This is a genomic window from Flavobacterium johnsoniae UW101 (genome assembly GCF_000016645.1).
In the GTDB taxonomy this organism is placed as follows: domain Bacteria; phylum Bacteroidota; class Bacteroidia; order Flavobacteriales; family Flavobacteriaceae; genus Flavobacterium; species Flavobacterium johnsoniae.
On sequence record NC_009441.1, the window covers coordinates 4,964,557 to 4,980,804 of the forward strand.

Annotated in this window: 17 protein-coding genes; 8 read left to right on the top strand and 9 right to left on the bottom strand. The window is 35.2% G+C overall.

The features are described 5' to 3' along the window. Positions 1 to 15: 15 nt before the first annotated feature. Both FJOH_RS21355 and FJOH_RS21360 read right to left on the bottom strand, forming a co-directional pair. The gene (locus FJOH_RS21355; protein ID WP_012026105.1) at positions 16 to 3,189 is read right to left on the bottom strand and encodes an efflux RND transporter permease subunit; all 3,174 of its coding nucleotides are present in this window, start codon (positions 3,187 to 3,189) and stop codon (positions 16 to 18) included. Between the two features lie 5 nt (positions 3,190 to 3,194). Beyond that, positions 3,195 to 4,349 carry an efflux RND transporter periplasmic adaptor subunit gene (locus FJOH_RS21360; protein ID WP_012026106.1) on the bottom strand — a complete coding sequence of 385 codons (1,155 nt, stop codon included), beginning with the start codon at positions 4,347 to 4,349 and terminating at the stop codon, positions 3,195 to 3,197. 266 nt (positions 4,350 to 4,615) lie between these two features. Between FJOH_RS21360 and FJOH_RS21365 the strand changes: the two genes are divergently transcribed. The 6 genes from FJOH_RS21365 (at position 4,616) to pdxR (ending at position 10,464) form a co-directional block, all read left to right on the top strand. Beyond that, positions 4,616 to 5,659: a sensor histidine kinase gene (locus FJOH_RS21365; RefSeq protein ID WP_012026107.1), complete on the top strand. Its 1,044-nt coding sequence runs from the start codon at positions 4,616 to 4,618 to the stop codon at positions 5,657 to 5,659. Beyond that, positions 5,659 to 6,390 (top strand): LytR/AlgR family response regulator transcription factor, encoded by a 732-nt coding sequence (locus tag FJOH_RS21370; RefSeq protein WP_012026108.1) that lies wholly within the window; start codon positions 5,659 to 5,661, stop codon positions 6,388 to 6,390. Before FJOH_RS21365 ends, FJOH_RS21370 begins: the two co-directional genes overlap by 1 nt. A gap of 19 nt (positions 6,391 to 6,409) precedes the next feature. Then, on the top strand, positions 6,410 to 6,703 hold the full coding sequence (locus FJOH_RS21375) for a DUF3861 domain-containing protein (protein ID WP_012026109.1): 294 nt from the start codon (positions 6,410 to 6,412) through the stop codon (positions 6,701 to 6,703). 113 nt (positions 6,704 to 6,816) lie between these two features. Beyond that, on the top strand, positions 6,817 to 7,815 hold the full coding sequence (locus FJOH_RS21380) for a glycoside hydrolase family 130 protein (protein ID WP_012026110.1): 999 nt from the start codon (positions 6,817 to 6,819) through the stop codon (positions 7,813 to 7,815). Between the two features lie 265 nt (positions 7,816 to 8,080). Beyond that, positions 8,081 to 8,977 (top strand): dienelactone hydrolase family protein, encoded by an 897-nt coding sequence (locus FJOH_RS21385; RefSeq protein ID WP_012026111.1) that lies wholly within the window; start codon positions 8,081 to 8,083, stop codon positions 8,975 to 8,977. A 74-nt stretch (positions 8,978 to 9,051) separates the two neighbouring features. Next, complete coding sequence (gene pdxR / locus FJOH_RS21390) at positions 9,052 to 10,464, top strand: MocR-like pyridoxine biosynthesis transcription factor PdxR (protein WP_012026112.1); 1,413 nt, start codon at positions 9,052 to 9,054, stop codon at positions 10,462 to 10,464. Here the strand turns inward: pdxR and FJOH_RS21395 are convergent. The 3 genes from FJOH_RS21395 to FJOH_RS21405 form a co-directional block, all read right to left on the bottom strand. Continuing rightward, positions 10,459 to 11,064, bottom strand: coding sequence for a MarR family winged helix-turn-helix transcriptional regulator (locus FJOH_RS21395; protein ID WP_012026113.1), 606 nt, complete (start codon positions 11,062 to 11,064; stop codon positions 10,459 to 10,461). The two genes, pdxR and FJOH_RS21395, sit on opposite strands and share 6 nt — an antisense overlap. A gap of 73 nt (positions 11,065 to 11,137) precedes the next feature. Further along, complete coding sequence (locus FJOH_RS21400) at positions 11,138 to 11,401, bottom strand: DUF2024 family protein (protein ID WP_012026114.1); 264 nt, start codon at positions 11,399 to 11,401, stop codon at positions 11,138 to 11,140. Positions 11,402 to 11,686: 285 nt separating this feature from the next. Further along, positions 11,687 to 11,914: a thioredoxin gene (locus FJOH_RS21405; protein WP_012026115.1), complete on the bottom strand. Its 228-nt coding sequence runs from the start codon at positions 11,912 to 11,914 to the stop codon at positions 11,687 to 11,689. Between the two features lie 183 nt (positions 11,915 to 12,097). Between FJOH_RS21405 and FJOH_RS21410 the strand changes: the two genes are divergently transcribed. Together FJOH_RS21410 and FJOH_RS21415 are read left to right on the top strand one after the other, a co-directional pair. After that, positions 12,098 to 12,829, top strand: a complete 732-nt coding sequence (locus FJOH_RS21410; protein ID WP_012026116.1) for a YggS family pyridoxal phosphate-dependent enzyme — start codon at positions 12,098 to 12,100, stop codon at positions 12,827 to 12,829. A gap of 30 nt (positions 12,830 to 12,859) precedes the next feature. Further along, positions 12,860 to 13,591, top strand: a complete 732-nt coding sequence (locus FJOH_RS21415) for an AAA family ATPase (protein ID WP_012026117.1) — start codon at positions 12,860 to 12,862, stop codon at positions 13,589 to 13,591. 48 nt (positions 13,592 to 13,639) lie between these two features. Here FJOH_RS21415 and FJOH_RS21420 read toward each other — a convergent pair whose 3' ends face one another. From FJOH_RS21420 to FJOH_RS21435, 4 genes are all read right to left on the bottom strand, one after another. Then, positions 13,640 to 14,254, bottom strand: coding sequence for a thioredoxin family protein (locus tag FJOH_RS21420; protein ID WP_012026118.1), 615 nt, complete (start codon positions 14,252 to 14,254; stop codon positions 13,640 to 13,642). 3 nt (positions 14,255 to 14,257) lie between these two features. Then, the gene (locus FJOH_RS21425) at positions 14,258 to 14,734 is read right to left on the bottom strand and encodes a TlpA family protein disulfide reductase (protein ID WP_012026119.1); all 477 of its coding nucleotides are present in this window, start codon (positions 14,732 to 14,734) and stop codon (positions 14,258 to 14,260) included. Between the two features lie 270 nt (positions 14,735 to 15,004). Then, complete coding sequence (locus FJOH_RS21430) at positions 15,005 to 15,658, bottom strand: Imm19 family immunity protein (protein ID WP_012026120.1); 654 nt, start codon at positions 15,656 to 15,658, stop codon at positions 15,005 to 15,007. After that, the gene (locus FJOH_RS21435; RefSeq protein ID WP_012026121.1) at positions 15,651 to 16,244 is read right to left on the bottom strand and encodes a hypothetical protein; all 594 of its coding nucleotides are present in this window, start codon (positions 16,242 to 16,244) and stop codon (positions 15,651 to 15,653) included. Before FJOH_RS21435 ends, FJOH_RS21430 begins: the two co-directional genes overlap by 8 nt. Positions 16,245 to 16,248 lie beyond the last annotated feature (4 nt).

Consider the following 16,248-nt stretch of genomic DNA (forward strand, 5'->3'; position numbering starts at 1 on the left):
CTTTTTAATTAAATTTTACTCTTTGTGAGCTTCTATTAACTGAATTTCATCCTCATCATCGTCGTCATCATCATAACCATCTTTTGCCGGACCGCTTACTTTTTCTTGTAAAGTCTGGAAAATGATAAATAAAACCGGAATAACAAATACTCCTAAAATGGTTCCAATTAACATACCTCCAACTGCTCCAGTACCAATCGATTTGTTACCCACGGCACCTGCTCCAGTAGCAAACATTAAAGGCACAAGTCCAAGAATAAAGGCAAACGAAGTCATCAAAATTGGTCTTAAACGCGCTACGGCTCCTTCAATTGCCGCTTGTACAATTGGCAGACCTTTACGCCTTCTGTCTAAAGCAAATTCGACAATCAAAATACCGTTCTTGGCAAGAAGCCCGATAAGCATGATTAAGGAAATCTGAAGGTAAATATTACTGTTTAGTTTGAAAATAATCGAGAATAAATATGCTCCTGCTAATCCAAACGGAATCGAGAATAATACCGCAAATGGTAAAATATAACTTTCGTACTGCGCACTTAATAAGAAATAAACGAAAACCAAACATAAAATAAAGATGAAAATCGTTTCTCCTCCAGAAGCTAATTCCTCACGTGTTAAACCTGAAAATTCATATCCATAACCTGCAGGAAGGTTTTCTGCAGCTACTTCCTGAATTGCTTTAATTGCATCTCCAGAACTGTAACCAGGTTTTGGCGCTCCGGTAATCGAAATAGACGTAAACAAGTTAAATCTTGAAATCGATTCAGGACCAAAAACCCTTGTCATTTTTACAAACTCAGTAATTGGAGCCATGTTTCCGGCACTGTTACGAACGAAAATCTTATTTAATCCTTCTGTATTAGCTCTAAATTCTGGAGCTGCCTGAACCATTACACGGTATTGTTTACCGAATTTATTGAAATTCGAAGCATACAATCCACCATAATACCCCTGCATAGTCGATAAAATAGTATTTACCGAAACTCCTGCATCTTTAGCTTTCGCCAAATTAACATCCATCATATATTGCGGGAAACCAGGGTTAAATGGTGTTGTTGCATATTGTATTTCCGGACGTTCTGCTAATTTAGCAAGGAATTCATTGTTTACTTTATAGAATTCAGCAGTTGTATGTCCTCCTTTATCCTGCAGCTGGAATTCAAACCCGCCGCTTTGTCCAAAACCTTGAATAGTTGGCGGCGAAATAAAGAATATATTAGCCTCACGAATACCGCTTGTTTTTGCAAAAAGCTGTCCGATTACATCATCAACACTTAAATCACGTTTGTCCCACGGATATAATTTTACAATTACCATACTGTAAGCACTACCCGCTCCGGCGGTAAAGTTCTGCCCTACGATACGAAGTGTATTTTTAACTCCCGGAATAGTTTTCGCAATACTGTCTACCTTTTTTGCCATGATATCTGAACGTTCCATAGAAGCAGACGGCGGTAAGCTGATATTGGCAAAAACAGTTCCCTGATCTTCTGAAGGAACGAATGCAGACGGTGTCGTTTTCATCATATAAACCAATGCAACACCTGCAATTACAATAGATGCTAAAGCAATCCATTTTTTAACCGAAAGAAACTGAACCGATCTTTTGTACTTTCCTGTTACATTATCAAACGCAACGTTAAAAGCCGTATAAAATCTTTGTAAATAAGTAGTCTTATGTTCGTGATCGTCGCCGTGCGGTTTTAAAAGCAAGGCACATAAAGCCGGACTTAAAGTCAAGGCGTTTACTGCCGAAAGAATAATCGCAACAGCCAGTGTAATACCAAACTGTTTATAGAAAACTCCGGTTGATCCGGTAATGAAAGTTACCGGAATAAAAACCGCAGCCATTACAAGCGTGATTGATATAATCGCCCCCGATATTTCGTTCATCGCATGTATTGTAGCTTTTTTGGCCGATTTATAACCGTGATCCAGTTTGGCGTGCACCGCCTCGACGACCACAATCGCATCATCGACCACAATACCAATTGCGAGTACCATCGCAAAAAGGGTCAATAAGTTAATCGTAAATCCAAATAAATTAAGGAAGAAGAACGTTCCTACAATCGCAACCGGAACCGCAATTGCCGGAATTAAGGTTGATCTAAAATCCTGAAGGAAAATAAATACTACAATAAAAACCAGTATAAAGGCTTCAATCAAAGTATGAATTACTTTTTCAATAGATGCATCAAGGTTTTCGTTAACGTCAACCATAATGGTGTATTTCATCCCTTTTGGAAAACTCTTTGCCGCTTCTTCAATCAGTTTTTTAGAATTGATAATTACATCACGTGCATTCGATCCCGGAGTCTGACTGATAGCCATCGCTGCCGATTCTACACCGTTTGTTTTAATCGTTGAAGCATAACTTAAGGATCCTAATTCTACCTTAGCAACATCTTTAAGTCGAAGCATCTGCCCGTTTCCAACTGATTTGATTACAATTTCCTCAAATTCCTTAGCCGATGTTAAACGTCCTTTGTATTTAATTACATATTGAAACGCCTGATTTCCGTTTTCACCAAATTTACCTGGTGCTGCTTCAATATTCTGTTCTGCCAAAGCAGCCGAAATATCACTTGGAATCAGCTTATATTGCTGCATTACATCTGGTTTCAGCCAGATTCTCATAGAGTAATCTTTTGCACCAAAAACCGTTACATCTCCTACCCCAACTACACGCTGGATTTGCGGCACAAGATTGATTTTGGCATAATTTTGAAGAAACGTCTGATCGTATGCTTTATCATCACTGTATAAAGAGAAAATCAATAAGTTACTACTCTGGCTTTTGGTTACTGTAACCCCGGCCTGAGTTACCTCTACAGGCAGTAAACTTGTTGCTCTTGAAACCCTGTTCTGAACGTTTACCGCTGCTAAATCAGGATTGGTTCCTACTTTAAAGAAAACTTTGATCGAAGCATTTCCATCATTTGTTGCTGTAGAAGTCATGTAAGTCATGTTTTCTACACCATTAATCTGCTCTTCAAGCGGAATTACAATACTTTTCAGTACCACATCAGCATTGGCTCCTGTATAACTTGCTGCCACGTTTACCGTTGGCGGTGCAATATCCGGATATTGTGAAATCGGTAACTCTATTAGGCCTAAAACACCTAAAATAACGATAATAACAGATATTACCGTCGAGAGTACGGGTCTTTGTATAAATCTTTTAAACATTTCTTTTATTTTAAATCGGCGTAAACTGTTTCCGGGCTTTGTTTTTTAGCTTTAATTTCAGATCCCTCTTTTAGAGAAGCTACTCCTTCTAAAACTATTTCGTCTCCAGGTTTTAAACCGCTTGTTACTACGTAATAGTTTCCTGCTGTATTTTCAAGTACTGTGATATTAGCATTTCTTGTTTTTCCGTCTTTTCCTAAAACTACTGCAAACATTTTATCCTGAAGTTCAAATGTTGCACTTTGAGGAACAATGATTCCGTCTTTTACTTCTTTTGGAATTCTTACTGTAGTACTGCTTCCGCTTCTGATAATTCCTTTTGGATTTGGGAAACGAGCTCTTACGTTTACAGTACCTGTTTCAGTATTGATTAATCCGTTTACGGTTTCTATGTTTCCTTTTTGATCATAAGCAGAACCATCTGAAAGCAATAAAGAAACTGCCGGCATGCTTTTTAATTTTTGGTTTAATGAAGCTCCAGAATCTTTAGTAAAATTTAAAAGCGCTTTTTCATTTAAAGCAAAATAAGCATATACGTTTCCAATACTTGAAACCGTTGTTAAAGGTTCTGCTGTATTTGAGCTTACTAAACTTCCTAAACGAAACGGAATTGAACCTACAACTCCATTAACCGGACTTGTAACCGTAGTATATCCTAAATTAGTTTTAGCATTTACCAAAGCTGCGTTTGCCTGAGCTAAAGAGGCTAAAGCAGACTCATAAGTATATTGTGCCGATTCTAAATCGTATTTACTTATAATTCCTTTTTCAACCAAAGGTTTTACTTTGTTTACAGCCAGTTTTGCAGAACTCAAGTCAGCCTGAGCACTTTTAATACTTGCTGTTGCTGTACGAACTTGCTGCTCATATTCTGGCGCGCTGATTTTGAATAACGGCTGTCCTGCTTTTACAACAGCACCTTCATCTACAAAAATTTTATCGATGTAACCTTCCACTCTTGGTCGGATTTCTATATTCTGCTGTCCTTGAATACTGGCTGGATAATCGCTGTTTAATGTAGCAGATTCCGGCTGTAAAGTCAGCGTTTTATACTCTTTAACCTGCGGTGCTCCTCCGGCCTGAGCCGATTTATCATTTTTACCGCATGATGCGATAATAACTGATGCTGCGAGAATGCTTAAAAATGATTGCTTATTCATTAGAAATAATATGTAATTATCGATTATATGACAACAAAAGAAATAAAATATAACATACAAAAAATTTCAAATAGACGAAAAGCAAAAGACAATCGATAAAGATGATTTTACACACGATGGTTTCTATTTAAAAATTAAACAAGCGTTTAATTTTGAACTCGTCGGCTCTAAAATGGTTTTTACAGACTGTAATTCTCTATTTGCCGATTGCTTCAAAATTGCATTTAAATAAAATGTAATATTGTCAATAAAACACTAAACTTGTAATGGCATCAAACGTTTACAGACCTTATTTTTTTACCGGACTGCATATTCTAAGCTGGTTATTACTGGGATTTATCATGTTGTTTTACATGCCTTTAACCTGGAATGTAATTCTTCCTGGTATTTTCTGGCTTTGGCAGATTATTATATTGATTTTGTTAATCATTATTTTTTACACTAATGCTAAAATCATAGTTCCCAAAACCATTATAAAAGACAATACTTCTCCGTTTTTAATCTGGGCATTTATCATTGTTTTTGTAATGCAGCTTATCGCTTATTTTTATACCTCGCAGACTGATCTTCATAATAAAATAAGCTTGGTTTTAGGATTCAAAAAATATAGAAATCCCTATTTCGACAATTATGTTTTAATGCTCACTTTATTGGTTTTAGGAATCAGCACGAGCTGGGCAATGTTACAATACTGGCAGAAAGCCGCACAGCACAAACAAAAACTGGAGCAGGACAAAACAGTTGCCGAACTGGCTATGCTGAAAGCACAAATTAATCCGCACTTTTTCTTTAATTCCTTAAATAGTATTTATTCCCTTACTTATACAGATATTGAAGATTCCAGAAATGCGCTTCATACTTTAAGCCGAATGATGCGTTATTTATTGTACAGTACCGAAGAAAGAACAACATTATTAAAAGAAGCCGAGTTTATGAGAGATTTTATCGCCCTTATGAAACTTCGTGCCAATAAAAAGCTGACGATTACAACCGACATTCCAGAAAAAATACACGATTACCCAATTGTTCCAATGTTATTATTACCTTTAGTAGAAAATGCTTTTAAACACGGCATTCATGCTACCGATAAAAGTGAAATTCATATTAAACTGAGACAAAACGGAAGCAATCTGGAATTTGAAGTAGAAAATACCTATTTCGAAAAAACGTCTACTACAGATGAAGGCGGCATTGGGTTAACAAATACAAAACGCAGACTGCATTTAATTTATCCGCATAAACATACTCTGATAGCAGGTATCGCTAAAAACGGTATGTATAATGTACAGCTGCAAATAAATTTAGAATAATGACAACATTAAAATGTATAGCAGTAGATGATGAACCTCTGGCATTAAAACTGGTCGAAACTTTTATTGACCAGACTCCTTTTTTGCAATTGAGCGCCAGCTGCGATAATGCGGTTGAAGCCATGAGTTTAATCAGAGAAAAACAGCCGGATTTGGTTTTTCTGGACATCAATATGCCCAATTTAACGGGAATGGAACTCGCAAGACTTTTGCAGGAACAGCCGGGACAAGTGCCAAAAATCGTTTTTACTACCGCTTACAATCATTATGCAATTGAAGGTTATAAGGTAAATGCAGTCGATTATCTTTTAAAACCCTTCAGTTACGAAGAGTTTTTACGTGCTGCAAATAAAGTGCTTCAAATAACCGAAGAAGCATCAAACAACTTCCAGCCCATTACAGCCGATGATGAATTTATTTTCTTAAAAGTAGAATATCAATGGGTTAGAATCTCTCTAAAAGAAATTTTATATATCGAAAGTTTAAAAGATTATGTAAAAGTTCATCTGGATGACAATCAAAAAGCAATACTTTCTTTGATTTCCTTAAAAGCTTTAGAAGAAAAATTACCGTCAGCGAAATTTATGCGTGTTCATCGATCATTCATTGTTTCACTTGATAAAATAAACGCCATCAGCAAGAATTCTATTTTTATAGATAAAACAGAAATTACAGTAGGAGAACAATACAAAGAAACGTTTAAAACCATTGTAGATAAATGGTTAAAGTAAAATTGAAAATTTTAGTATCATGCAAAAAAGATCAAACAAATATTATTTGACATTAAGCCTAAAGGAATATGCAAATGGTGATACCGAGCCCGCAAAAGAACTCGGAATTGAATTTGATAATCACGATGAAATTTTTGGAATCATCCAAAGAATAAAAGACAAAAACATATTCGAAAATCCGTATGAAGCAACACAATTTGCTCTTGGGTTAAAATTGTTCAGCGAAATAAAACTGAAACACCGAAACAATCCATTATTTGATGAATTAAACGAAGTTTTTCCAGTATTCATGAAAAAATTAAAAAGCTTGTAGTTTACTACAGGCTTTTTTTATTCGGAATTATGAAAGAATTTCAGAATGTTATGTAAATCAAGTTATTGTCTATTTCATTAATTTTATTCGAATGATCTAAAAAAAACAGCTTTATGATACATAAACATGGATTAATTATCACTAAAACCGAATTAGATTTTGAAATCGAAGGCGTTTTAAACCCAGCGGTAATTGCTGCAGATGGAAAAATACATATTTTTTACAGAGCTGTTGCTTTAGGAAATCATTCCACAATTGGATACTGTCGTCTTTCTGATCCTTTAACTATCGAAGAACGATACCAGCATCCGGTCATCGTTCCCGAAACTCCCAATGAAAAATACGGTGTAGAAGATCCCCGAATTGTCAAAATCGATGATCTTTATTACCTTTCTTATTGTGGTTACGACGGCGAAAATGCATTTGGATGTGTAGCAACTTCTTCAGATTTAAAAAACTTTACCAAACACGGCATTGTCGTTCCTCAATTATCAGGCGATGAATTGCGTTCGCTTATAAAACACCAGCAGGATTTAAATATCAAATATTTTCAGCCAAGTACAGGAAGCAGTTATGTATGGGATAAAAATGTAGTTTTCTTTCCAAGAAAAATAAACGGAAAACTTCATTTTCTGCATCGAATTCGTCCCGGAATTCAAATTGCTTCGGTCAACAATCTTGACGAATTAAATCAGGACTATTGGAAAAATTACATGCTGGATTTTAAAAACCACATTGTACTTGACCCAAAATTCACACACGAACTAAGTTATTTAGGAAATGGCGCGCCGCCAATAGAAACAGAACACGGCTGGCTTTTAATTTATCATGGCGTTCATGATACTATCAACGGATATATGTATGTGGCCTGTGCCGCACTTTTGGATATTGACGACCCAACAAAAGAAATTGCACGTCTGCCCTATCCGCTGTTTGTTCCAGATCAGCCTTGGGAGCTCAAAGGTTATGTCAATTATGTCTGCTTTCCAACAGGAACTATTCTCGACGATGAAGAACTTTATATTTATTACGGCGCCGCCGATGAAGGTATTGCCTGTGCATCAGTTAACCTAAATATCCTGCTGACAGAACTTCTAGCTAATAAAGTTTAGTTTTTAGCCGCAGTCGTAATTTTTAGTCGCAGTCTCAGTCGCAGTTTTCAGTCTTTGTAATGAAACTATTAACTAATGACTAATCACTAAAAACTAACAACTAACAACTAACAACTAACAACTAACAACTAACAACTAACAACCAACAACTAACAACCAACAACTAACAACCAACAACTAACAACCAACAACTAACAACCAACAACCAACAACTAATCACAATTCACTTTTATTCCCTAAATTAGTTATTCCAAAAAATAACCTCATGGATAACAAAATAACCAAAGAAGACATTAGTCAGGAAGTATTTGATTTGTATGATGACTATGCGCACAATAAAATTAACCGAAGACAATTCGTTGAAAAACTCTCCATATTTGCCGTAGGATCGCTTACACTCCCTTCGCTTTTAAGTTTTATGACGCCAAATTATGCCGACACTATTTTGGTTCAGTCAACAGATCCAAGACTTAAAACAGGTTATATTAATTATGATTCTCCAAAAGGAGGCGGATCTATAAAAGGTCTTTTATCACAGCCTGCTGAAAGCAAAAAGAAACTTCCCGGAATAATTGTAGTCCATGAAAACCGCGGACTTAATCCGTATATTGAAGATGTAGGCCGAAGAGCTGCTCTCGAAGGTTTTATAACACTCGCTCCCGATGCTTTGTCTCCGCTGGGCGGTTATCCAGGCAATGATGATGAAGGACGAGAACTGCAAAAAAAGCGAACAAGAGAAGAAATGCTCGAAGATTTTATCGCCGCTTACGAATATCTTAAATCACACAAAGATTGTAACGGCTATGTGGGCGTTGTAGGTTTTTGCTTTGGAGGATGGATTTCGAATATGATGGCTGTAAAAATTCTGGATTTAAAAGCTGCAGTTCCGTATTACGGCGGACAGCCGGCTAAAGAGGAAGCTGAAAAAGTTAAAACACCGCTTCTTTTGCATTATGCAGGTTTAGATACACGCGTAAACGAAGGCTGGACTGCCTATCAGGAAGTTTTAAACAAAAATAAGGTAGAAAACACCGCTTACTTTTATCCAAACGTAAATCATGGTTTTCATAACAATACTACACCAAGATATGATGAAGCGGCCGCCACATTATCCTGGACCAGAACTATTGACTTTTTTAAAGCCAAATTAAAAAAGAAATAACCTCAATTCTATAAAAGCTTTTGTAAATTTGGTCTGTCTCATTAATTCAATTTCAACACAAAAAGACAGACCAGATGTTACGACCTTGGCAATTTGAAATTCATTTAGATAAAAAATCAGACAAAGCACTTTATCTGCAAATTGCCGATGCTATAATCAATGCGGTAAAATCCGGTAAATTAACCAGCGGAAATGCTTTACCCGGAAGCCGTCAGCTGGCAGGATTATTAAATGTAAACCGAAACACGGTAATCGAAGCCTTAGATGTTTTAATTGCCGAAGGCTGGCTGATTACTGTAGATCGAAAAGGTACTTTTATTGCTGATATTCTTCCTGAAACCAATTTCAATAAGAAAACAGAAACCAAAGCCAGCAGTACAATCGAAAACCCGAAACCCCATCTTGTTTTTGATGATGGACTTCCGGACAGCCGTCTCGCTCCTATGAACGATCTCGCACGTGCATACCGCGAAATATTCAACAGAAAATCACGCTGGCAGATTATGGGTTACAGCAATGAATTGGGAAATGTTGAATTTAGAAAAGCGATTGTGCAAATGCTGAATTTTAAAAGAGGAATGAATGTTTCTCTTGATGAAATCTGCATAACTCGAGGAAGTCAAATGGCGATGTATCTCGCAGCGCATTGTTTACTTTCAAAAGGAGATTCTGTTATTATTGAAAATCCGGGATACAAACCTGCGTGGGAAGCTTTTGAAAATGCCGGCGCGACTCTGCTTCCTGTGAATATTTTAAAAGATGGTTTAGATTTAGAAGAAGTTGAAAATCATCTCAAAAACAATAAAGCCATAAAAGCGATTTACGTTACGCCTCATCATCAATTTCCAACTACCGTTACAATGAGTCTCAAAAAGAGATTAAAACTTATCGAACTCTCTAATCAATACGGATTTACGATTATTGAAGATGATTATGATAATGAATTTCATTTTGGGCAGAGACCAATTCTGCCAATTTCGAGTTACAGCAATGCTAAAAACTTTATTTATATTGGCACTTTAAGCAAAATTGTAGCTCCTGCTCTGCGTATTGGGTATTTGGCCGCTTCTATTGAAAACATACAAAAAATTGCCCAGCATAGAAAAATAATAGACGTTCAGGGCGATAATATTATGGAAGAAGCTGTTTTAAATCTTATAAACGAAGGAAAAATTAAAAGGCATCTCAAAAAAACGAATTTAATTTACAAAGCCAAAAGAGATCATTTTGAAAAACTCTGTAAACTTCATTTAAAAGACAAAATTACTTTTACTAAACCCGAAGGCGGTATGGCCTTTTGGATTGTTCCAAAGTCAGAAATCGATCTTCAAAAAGTCTGCAATGAATTATTAAAAAAAGGAATAAAAATAATGAGTCCTGAAAAATTCAGTTTTGGAAATCCGGCTTCCGGTTTGCGTCTGGGATATGCTTCATTAACCGAAGAACAAATGGAAGAAGGCATTTTGTCACTTTCAAAATATTTATAACCGAACCGGTTTATGATCGAAACAATCCAGTCTTATATCGCTTGTTTCTAGTTTTGCATCCAATAATTTACAATAGTTATTTTCGTTTTTCTCTACAAAGTAACCGCAGTTATAACAAGTGCTTTGTACATTTATAAGTTGTAAATCTTGCAATTGCTGAATCAAAGAACTTATAGTTTTCCATAAAACCAGTTTCTCTTTTTGAGAACCTGCCGAAACTAAATCAAATAACGGATCTGTAAAATCTTCGGTTAAAAGCACCATTTCTAAACCGTTTGTTGTAAGCTCGATTGTAGAACTTCTGGAATCGCTGGTATTTACCGTTTTGGTAATATACTTTTTTTGTTCCAAAATTTTAATCGTATCGCTGATGGTGGCTTTTGTCAAATTAAATTCTTTTGCTATATAACTTACCGTTGCTCTGTTTTGAGCATGGTGTTTTATAAATATTAAAAGCTGAATTTGTATTGGGCTTAAATCGTATTTTTTGGCTTTTTCCCAAAGCAAAACTCTAAAAACCTGTGACAATCGTTCAAATCCGGCTGTAATTTTTCCGTCCAGATTATTGTTTTGTGTTTCTAAATTGAAGATGTTTTTCATAATTGCAATAAATAAAATAGACTGAAAGTCCCCACACTTTCAGCCTATCGAATTAATAATTCTAAACGAAAAATTAATAACAGTTTTCCATTTCAATAATCGAAAATCCGTTTTTAAGAATTTGATTTTCAATATCTGCAGGAGCTTTATCGATATGACAAAATCGGCATTCTTTTGAGGTCAAAGGCTGACCTTCCTGTAAAACTGTTTTTAGGTATTCTTTTCCGTATTCAAAAACCTGATTTGCATCGTCTGTATTTTCATCTACCAAAATATCAAAATGCATTATTTTACCGTCTTTTCGGGTTACATAAGTATCCCATACTGCTACTTTCATTTTTATTTGTTGTTTGTTGTTTGTTGTTGTGTTTTTTTAAACACATAGAGACATAGTTTTTTTCTTTTTTAGATTCAAAAAGAAACTCGTTTCTCACACATAGACGTTTCTGAGAACTTTGTCAAAGTTTGAATACTAAACAGAAACAACTATGTTTTTTTAAACAAGTGAAATGCCTTTACTGCGTTTTCAAAAACTATGTCTCTATGTGTTTAAAAAAAACCTTTGTTTCAATTCAATGCTTATAAAAACCTCTTTGAAGAAACTCCAAAGAGGCGTTTATATTTACCCAATTACTTCTTCTATCGAAGCACCAAAATTAATATGCAGTACATTTCCGTTTGGCGTTACCAAAGCCGGAACTGATTTTATACCCGCTTTTTGAGCTTCAGCAATTCGGGATCTGTCTTCACCAATGTTTACTACTTCAACATCTTTAACTAAATTTAAAATGTCGTGTTCTGCGCTTACGCAAACTGGACAACCTGCGTGATAAAAAATTGATTTGCTCATTTGATTTGATTTTAATTTGACTTCATTGCCGAGACAAAATTAGGCAGGATACCTAACCATTAAATAATCCAGTTTTTTCATTTTCGGGCGTTTTCTGGTCTGGTTCTTTATTTATCTGGACTACTTTATATAGAAAAAACTGGATCTTTTTTATAATCCACTTTACCTCTAACTTTGCTCATTATGAAAGAGAATATTATTTATAATTTAAAGCAGGTTCACGATCGTATCGAAAAAGCCTGTAAAGCTTCGGGAAGAGATACAGCAGATGTTCAGTTATTGCTGGCAACCAAAACAGTTCCTGCCGAAAGAATACGAATTGCCATTGAAGCCGGAGAAAATTTAATTGGCGAAAATAAAATGCAGGAATTTCGGGATAAGGATTCAGAATTAAAAGATTTGAATATCGAACGTCATTTCATTGGTCATCTGCAGACAAATAAAGTAAAAGATGTTTTGAAATATGTAAGCTGTATTCAATCTCTTGACCGATTAAGTCTGGCAGAAGAATTACACAAACAGCTCCAGAAAGAAAACCGGGCTATTGCTGTTTTTGTTCAAGTTAATACCTCTTTTGAAGAAAGTAAATTCGGTCTTTCTCCAACAGAAGTAATTCCGTTTATTAAAGAAATCAGGAAATATGATACTCTAAAAATCAAAGGATTAATGACAATTGGTTTATTAGATGTCGAGAAAGAAAAAATGCGTCCGTCGCTTCATCTGCTTAAAGAAATAAGAGATCAAATTTATGAGGCTGAAATTGAAGGTTTAAGCAATTTAAAACTTTCAATGGGAATGTCTCAGGATTTAGAATTGGCTATTGCCGAAGGTTCTAATCTGGTAAGAGTGGGAACTTCTATTTTTGGAAACCGCTTTTTAGGCAAAGAAATCTGGAACGAAAATATTGCAGAATAAAACCTAATTTTGCACCAAATAAAATATCAAATGAATCTGTACGAACTTGTTGTAAACGATACTGAAAAAGTTGCACTCGATGATCTGTTTTTCAGCCAAGAAAATAAAACAGCCCTTCTTCAAACCATAAAGGAGCATAAATATCTTGAGGAATTAAAAAAGTACAATTTAAAAGTTGATAATAAAATACTGCTTCACGGGCATTCGGGCTGCGGTAAAACAACAACGGCAAAGGCAATTGCAACGGCTTTAAATAAAAACATTGTTATTATCAACCTCAGCACTTTAATTAATGCTAAAATTGGGGAAACTTCTAAAAACGTAAAAACGATTTTCGATAAAGCAATTCGTGAAAAAGCAGTTTTATTTCTGGATGAATTTGACCAGATTGGAAAAAGCCGTGAAAGCGATGACAAAGATGTTGCCGAAATGAGACGTTTGGTAAATACTATTATTCAGCTTATAGATTATTTTCCAACAGACAGTTTATTGATTTGTGCGACGAATTTTTACAATAGTATTGATACGGCATTACTGCGAAGATTTCAAATTAAGCTGAAATTTGAAATGCCAGACCAGCACCAATTGAATGTTTATTATGACAAACTGCTGGCTGATTTTCCAGAACATCTGCAGGACATTCTGCGAAAATATGATATTTCTTATGCAGAGGCAAAAGATTATATTCACACTACAATGAAAAGGCAGATTATTGCCGAACTGGAACTTAAAGAGCAGAGAATCAACGAAACGATTATATAAAAAAACGCCTCATATCCTGAGGCGTTTTAACAAATTAAATTCTGGTAATTAAGCTTTCGCTTTTCTTTTTACTGTACAGCCAATTTCTTTGGTTTGTGTTACAGCCGGTTTTTGACCGGTTTTTAAAGATGCAATTACATCTTCTGCATATTTTACTTTATCGGCTTTTGTTCCTTCCGGATCGTTGTCGATAGCGCCTACATATTCTACTACGTTTCCTTTTGCCGTTTTAGAAACAATGAAAACGTGCTGTGTGCGTTTTGCTCCGTATTCGTCAGTAATTTTTTGTCCCGGATCAAATAAATATGGGAAAGGGTATTTTTTTTCTTTTGCCAAATCCTGCATTTTGCTGAAAGTATCTGCTGTAGAAGCTTCCGGATCATTTGGATTAATTGCAATTACAGGATATCCCTGTGGTTTGATTTTTTTATCTAAATCGATAATTCTTTGCTCGTAACCTACTGCATAAGGACAGGTATTGCAGGTAAAAACTACGATATAACCTTTTGCATCTTTAAAAGTCCCAAAAGAAACTTCTTTGTTGTCAACATTTTTCAGTTTAAAATCTGGTGCAGTATCTCCGGCTTTAAGTGTTGTTCCTGTTTGAGCCTGAGCTAAAAAGGCAGAAAATGCCAATGTTAGTAATAAGATTATTTTTTTCATGGTTTACAGTTTTTTATATTCAGTTAATAATTGTTCGTAGGTAAATTCGCTTTCTACAAATTTTCGTTTATCGTTTTTGATAAAAAGTGTTGCCGGAATACTTCCAGACCAGTTTGGGTCAATTCTATCTATAAATTCCTGCGGACTGCTTTCGTTTAAAAGAAATACTTCGTTTTTCAGGTTTTTTCTTTTTACAAACGGAACAACATTCGATGCCAGCTTTGATTTGAAATCCAGACTTACTAATAAAACAGCCAGTTTTTCTGATTTGTGTTCGGCGCTTAGTTTTTCAAAATGCGGCAGTTCTTTAATGCATGGCGCGCACCAGGTTGCCCAAAAATTCACAACATACGTGCTGTCTTTTCCATTTTTAATTCGTTCGTTCAGCTGATCGATGTTTAACAGCTTCACATTCTGACTGTAAGCTGAAATCGAAAAAACACCAAACAGAAATAGATACAAAAAAGACTTGATTTTCATGAGGTACAACGCTTTAGGATTAATTTGTGCCTTACAAATATAAACTAATGGAATCTTACTTTTTGTTAATAAAAGTTTAATGGAGTTTTTTTGAGGTTCTAAGGAGCTAAGATTCTAAGTAACTAAGATTTATAAATCGTTGCTTCGGAATTTTAAAAATTTAAAACAAAAGAACCAACGGTTCGAACTATATTGCAGCGCTGGATTTTAATCCAGCGTCATAAAACCGCAAAGAAAAAGAGAGCCGTAGGCTCGGCACATTTTAATTTTTTATCTTTTAAAAGAAACCAATTTTTTATTCAACTCTATTACATTTTCTTTATAACGCGGATATGCAGTTATGTTTCTCACGCTATGATTTTGATTATTGGTTAACCCAATTCCTTCTGTTTGTTGAAATGGAGATTCCATAATTAAACCATTTAAAATACAATCTGCAATATAATCCGAATGTGTTTCAAATTTTGGAATTTCTCTCAAATGTTTTGTGACTATGGGTTTCAAAATAGGTTTCTGATTTTCTTGTATTCCTGTCATAGGAAGAAAAAGCAAAAGTAATGAAGGATAATTTTCAAAGGCTAATAATTCATCTAATGTAAAAAACCAGGCTTCAAAATGTCCGCCTAAATTGCCGATGTAAATATCATTTATAAAAAAGTTGATTTCATATTCCTGAAATTCAACAGCATAATTTAAATCGTCTGTCAGTTTTTCTGCAATGTATCTTGGGCTTTCTTCTATATCATCCTGATTAAAAAATACGTGTTCCCACTCATAAGCTTTGGTTTCATCTGTTTCTACAACTTCCAAAACTTCATCAATATTTATTTCTTGTTTTTCATCATAGCCTCTTGACCAGCAGAAATAAAAATTCCAGAAAAAAGTATTCTGATTCAGTTCTTCAATTGGTATCTGTCTATTCATCTATTTCAACTTTAAATGGATATGTAAAATCAGCTGCATACTCTGGTTTTTCAGCAGAAGGTTTTAGCACAAATTCAAAAGTAGGTTCCATGCTTTCAAATTCTTCTATTTTTCCCGAAACCATTTCTGCTTCCAAAAGCTGTTTGGTTAATCCGGCCAGAATAGTAACTGTATACCAGCCGTTTGGCAGTTCTATTGATGCGTGTTTGTATTTCTTTAATAATCCGACTTTGGTTTCTGTAAAATCTCTCAAATACGGAATCGTATACAGGTATATTCTGCCATTTACAACTTTTAAACAATATCCGTCACGCTGGTGCTGTACTTCATTTTCTGCTTTTAACAACTCTGGCGTTTCGTCTGATAAATTGAAATAAATGGTATAAGGATAATTTTCTATTCCTATCATTGGCACAATTACGCCTTGTTCTACAACCTGATCTCCGGTTTCTTCTGTTGTGAATTCCGTCAGCAGATCATCCGGCAGGTCATTTTCTATTTTGTATTGAAGCAGATAATCTGGATCGCCCAGAATAAAATAATCCATTAGGTCATTTAGTACTTCGTCGAATTTATATACCGCCATTGTT

What these genes read in the sequence shown, in the direction of transcription:
- FJOH_RS21395 (WP_012026113.1), bottom strand. Translation starts at nt 11,064, where the DNA reads ATGAAAAACATCTTCAATTTAGAAACACAAAACAATAATCTGGACGGA.
- FJOH_RS21375 (WP_012026109.1), top strand. Translation starts at nt 6,410, where the DNA reads ATGCAAAAAAGATCAAACAAATATTATTTGACATTAAGCCTAAAGGAA.
- FJOH_RS21420 (WP_012026118.1), bottom strand. Translation starts at nt 14,254, where the DNA reads ATGAAAAAAATAATCTTATTACTAACATTGGCATTTTCTGCCTTTTTA.
- pdxR (WP_012026112.1), top strand. Translation starts at nt 9,052, where the DNA reads ATGTTACGACCTTGGCAATTTGAAATTCATTTAGATAAAAAATCAGAC.
- FJOH_RS21400 (WP_012026114.1), bottom strand. Translation starts at nt 11,401, where the DNA reads ATGAAAGTAGCAGTATGGGATACTTATGTAACCCGAAAAGACGGTAAA.
- FJOH_RS21415 (WP_012026117.1), top strand. Translation starts at nt 12,860, where the DNA reads ATGAATCTGTACGAACTTGTTGTAAACGATACTGAAAAAGTTGCACTC.
- FJOH_RS21435 (WP_012026121.1), bottom strand. Translation starts at nt 16,244, where the DNA reads ATGGCGGTATATAAATTCGACGAAGTACTAAATGACCTAATGGATTAT.
- FJOH_RS21385 (WP_012026111.1), top strand. Translation starts at nt 8,081, where the DNA reads ATGGATAACAAAATAACCAAAGAAGACATTAGTCAGGAAGTATTTGAT.
- FJOH_RS21355 (WP_012026105.1), bottom strand. Translation starts at nt 3,189, where the DNA reads ATGTTTAAAAGATTTATACAAAGACCCGTACTCTCGACGGTAATATCT.
- FJOH_RS21365 (WP_012026107.1), top strand. Translation starts at nt 4,616, where the DNA reads ATGGCATCAAACGTTTACAGACCTTATTTTTTTACCGGACTGCATATT.
- FJOH_RS21410 (WP_012026116.1), top strand. Translation starts at nt 12,098, where the DNA reads ATGAAAGAGAATATTATTTATAATTTAAAGCAGGTTCACGATCGTATC.
- FJOH_RS21380 (WP_012026110.1), top strand. Translation starts at nt 6,817, where the DNA reads ATGATACATAAACATGGATTAATTATCACTAAAACCGAATTAGATTTT.
- FJOH_RS21370 (WP_012026108.1), top strand. Translation starts at nt 5,659, where the DNA reads ATGACAACATTAAAATGTATAGCAGTAGATGATGAACCTCTGGCATTA.
- FJOH_RS21405 (WP_012026115.1), bottom strand. Translation starts at nt 11,914, where the DNA reads ATGAGCAAATCAATTTTTTATCACGCAGGTTGTCCAGTTTGCGTAAGC.
- FJOH_RS21430 (WP_012026120.1), bottom strand. Translation starts at nt 15,658, where the DNA reads ATGAATAGACAGATACCAATTGAAGAACTGAATCAGAATACTTTTTTC.
- FJOH_RS21360 (WP_012026106.1), bottom strand. Translation starts at nt 4,349, where the DNA reads ATGAATAAGCAATCATTTTTAAGCATTCTCGCAGCATCAGTTATTATC.
- FJOH_RS21425 (WP_012026119.1), bottom strand. Translation starts at nt 14,734, where the DNA reads ATGAAAATCAAGTCTTTTTTGTATCTATTTCTGTTTGGTGTTTTTTCG.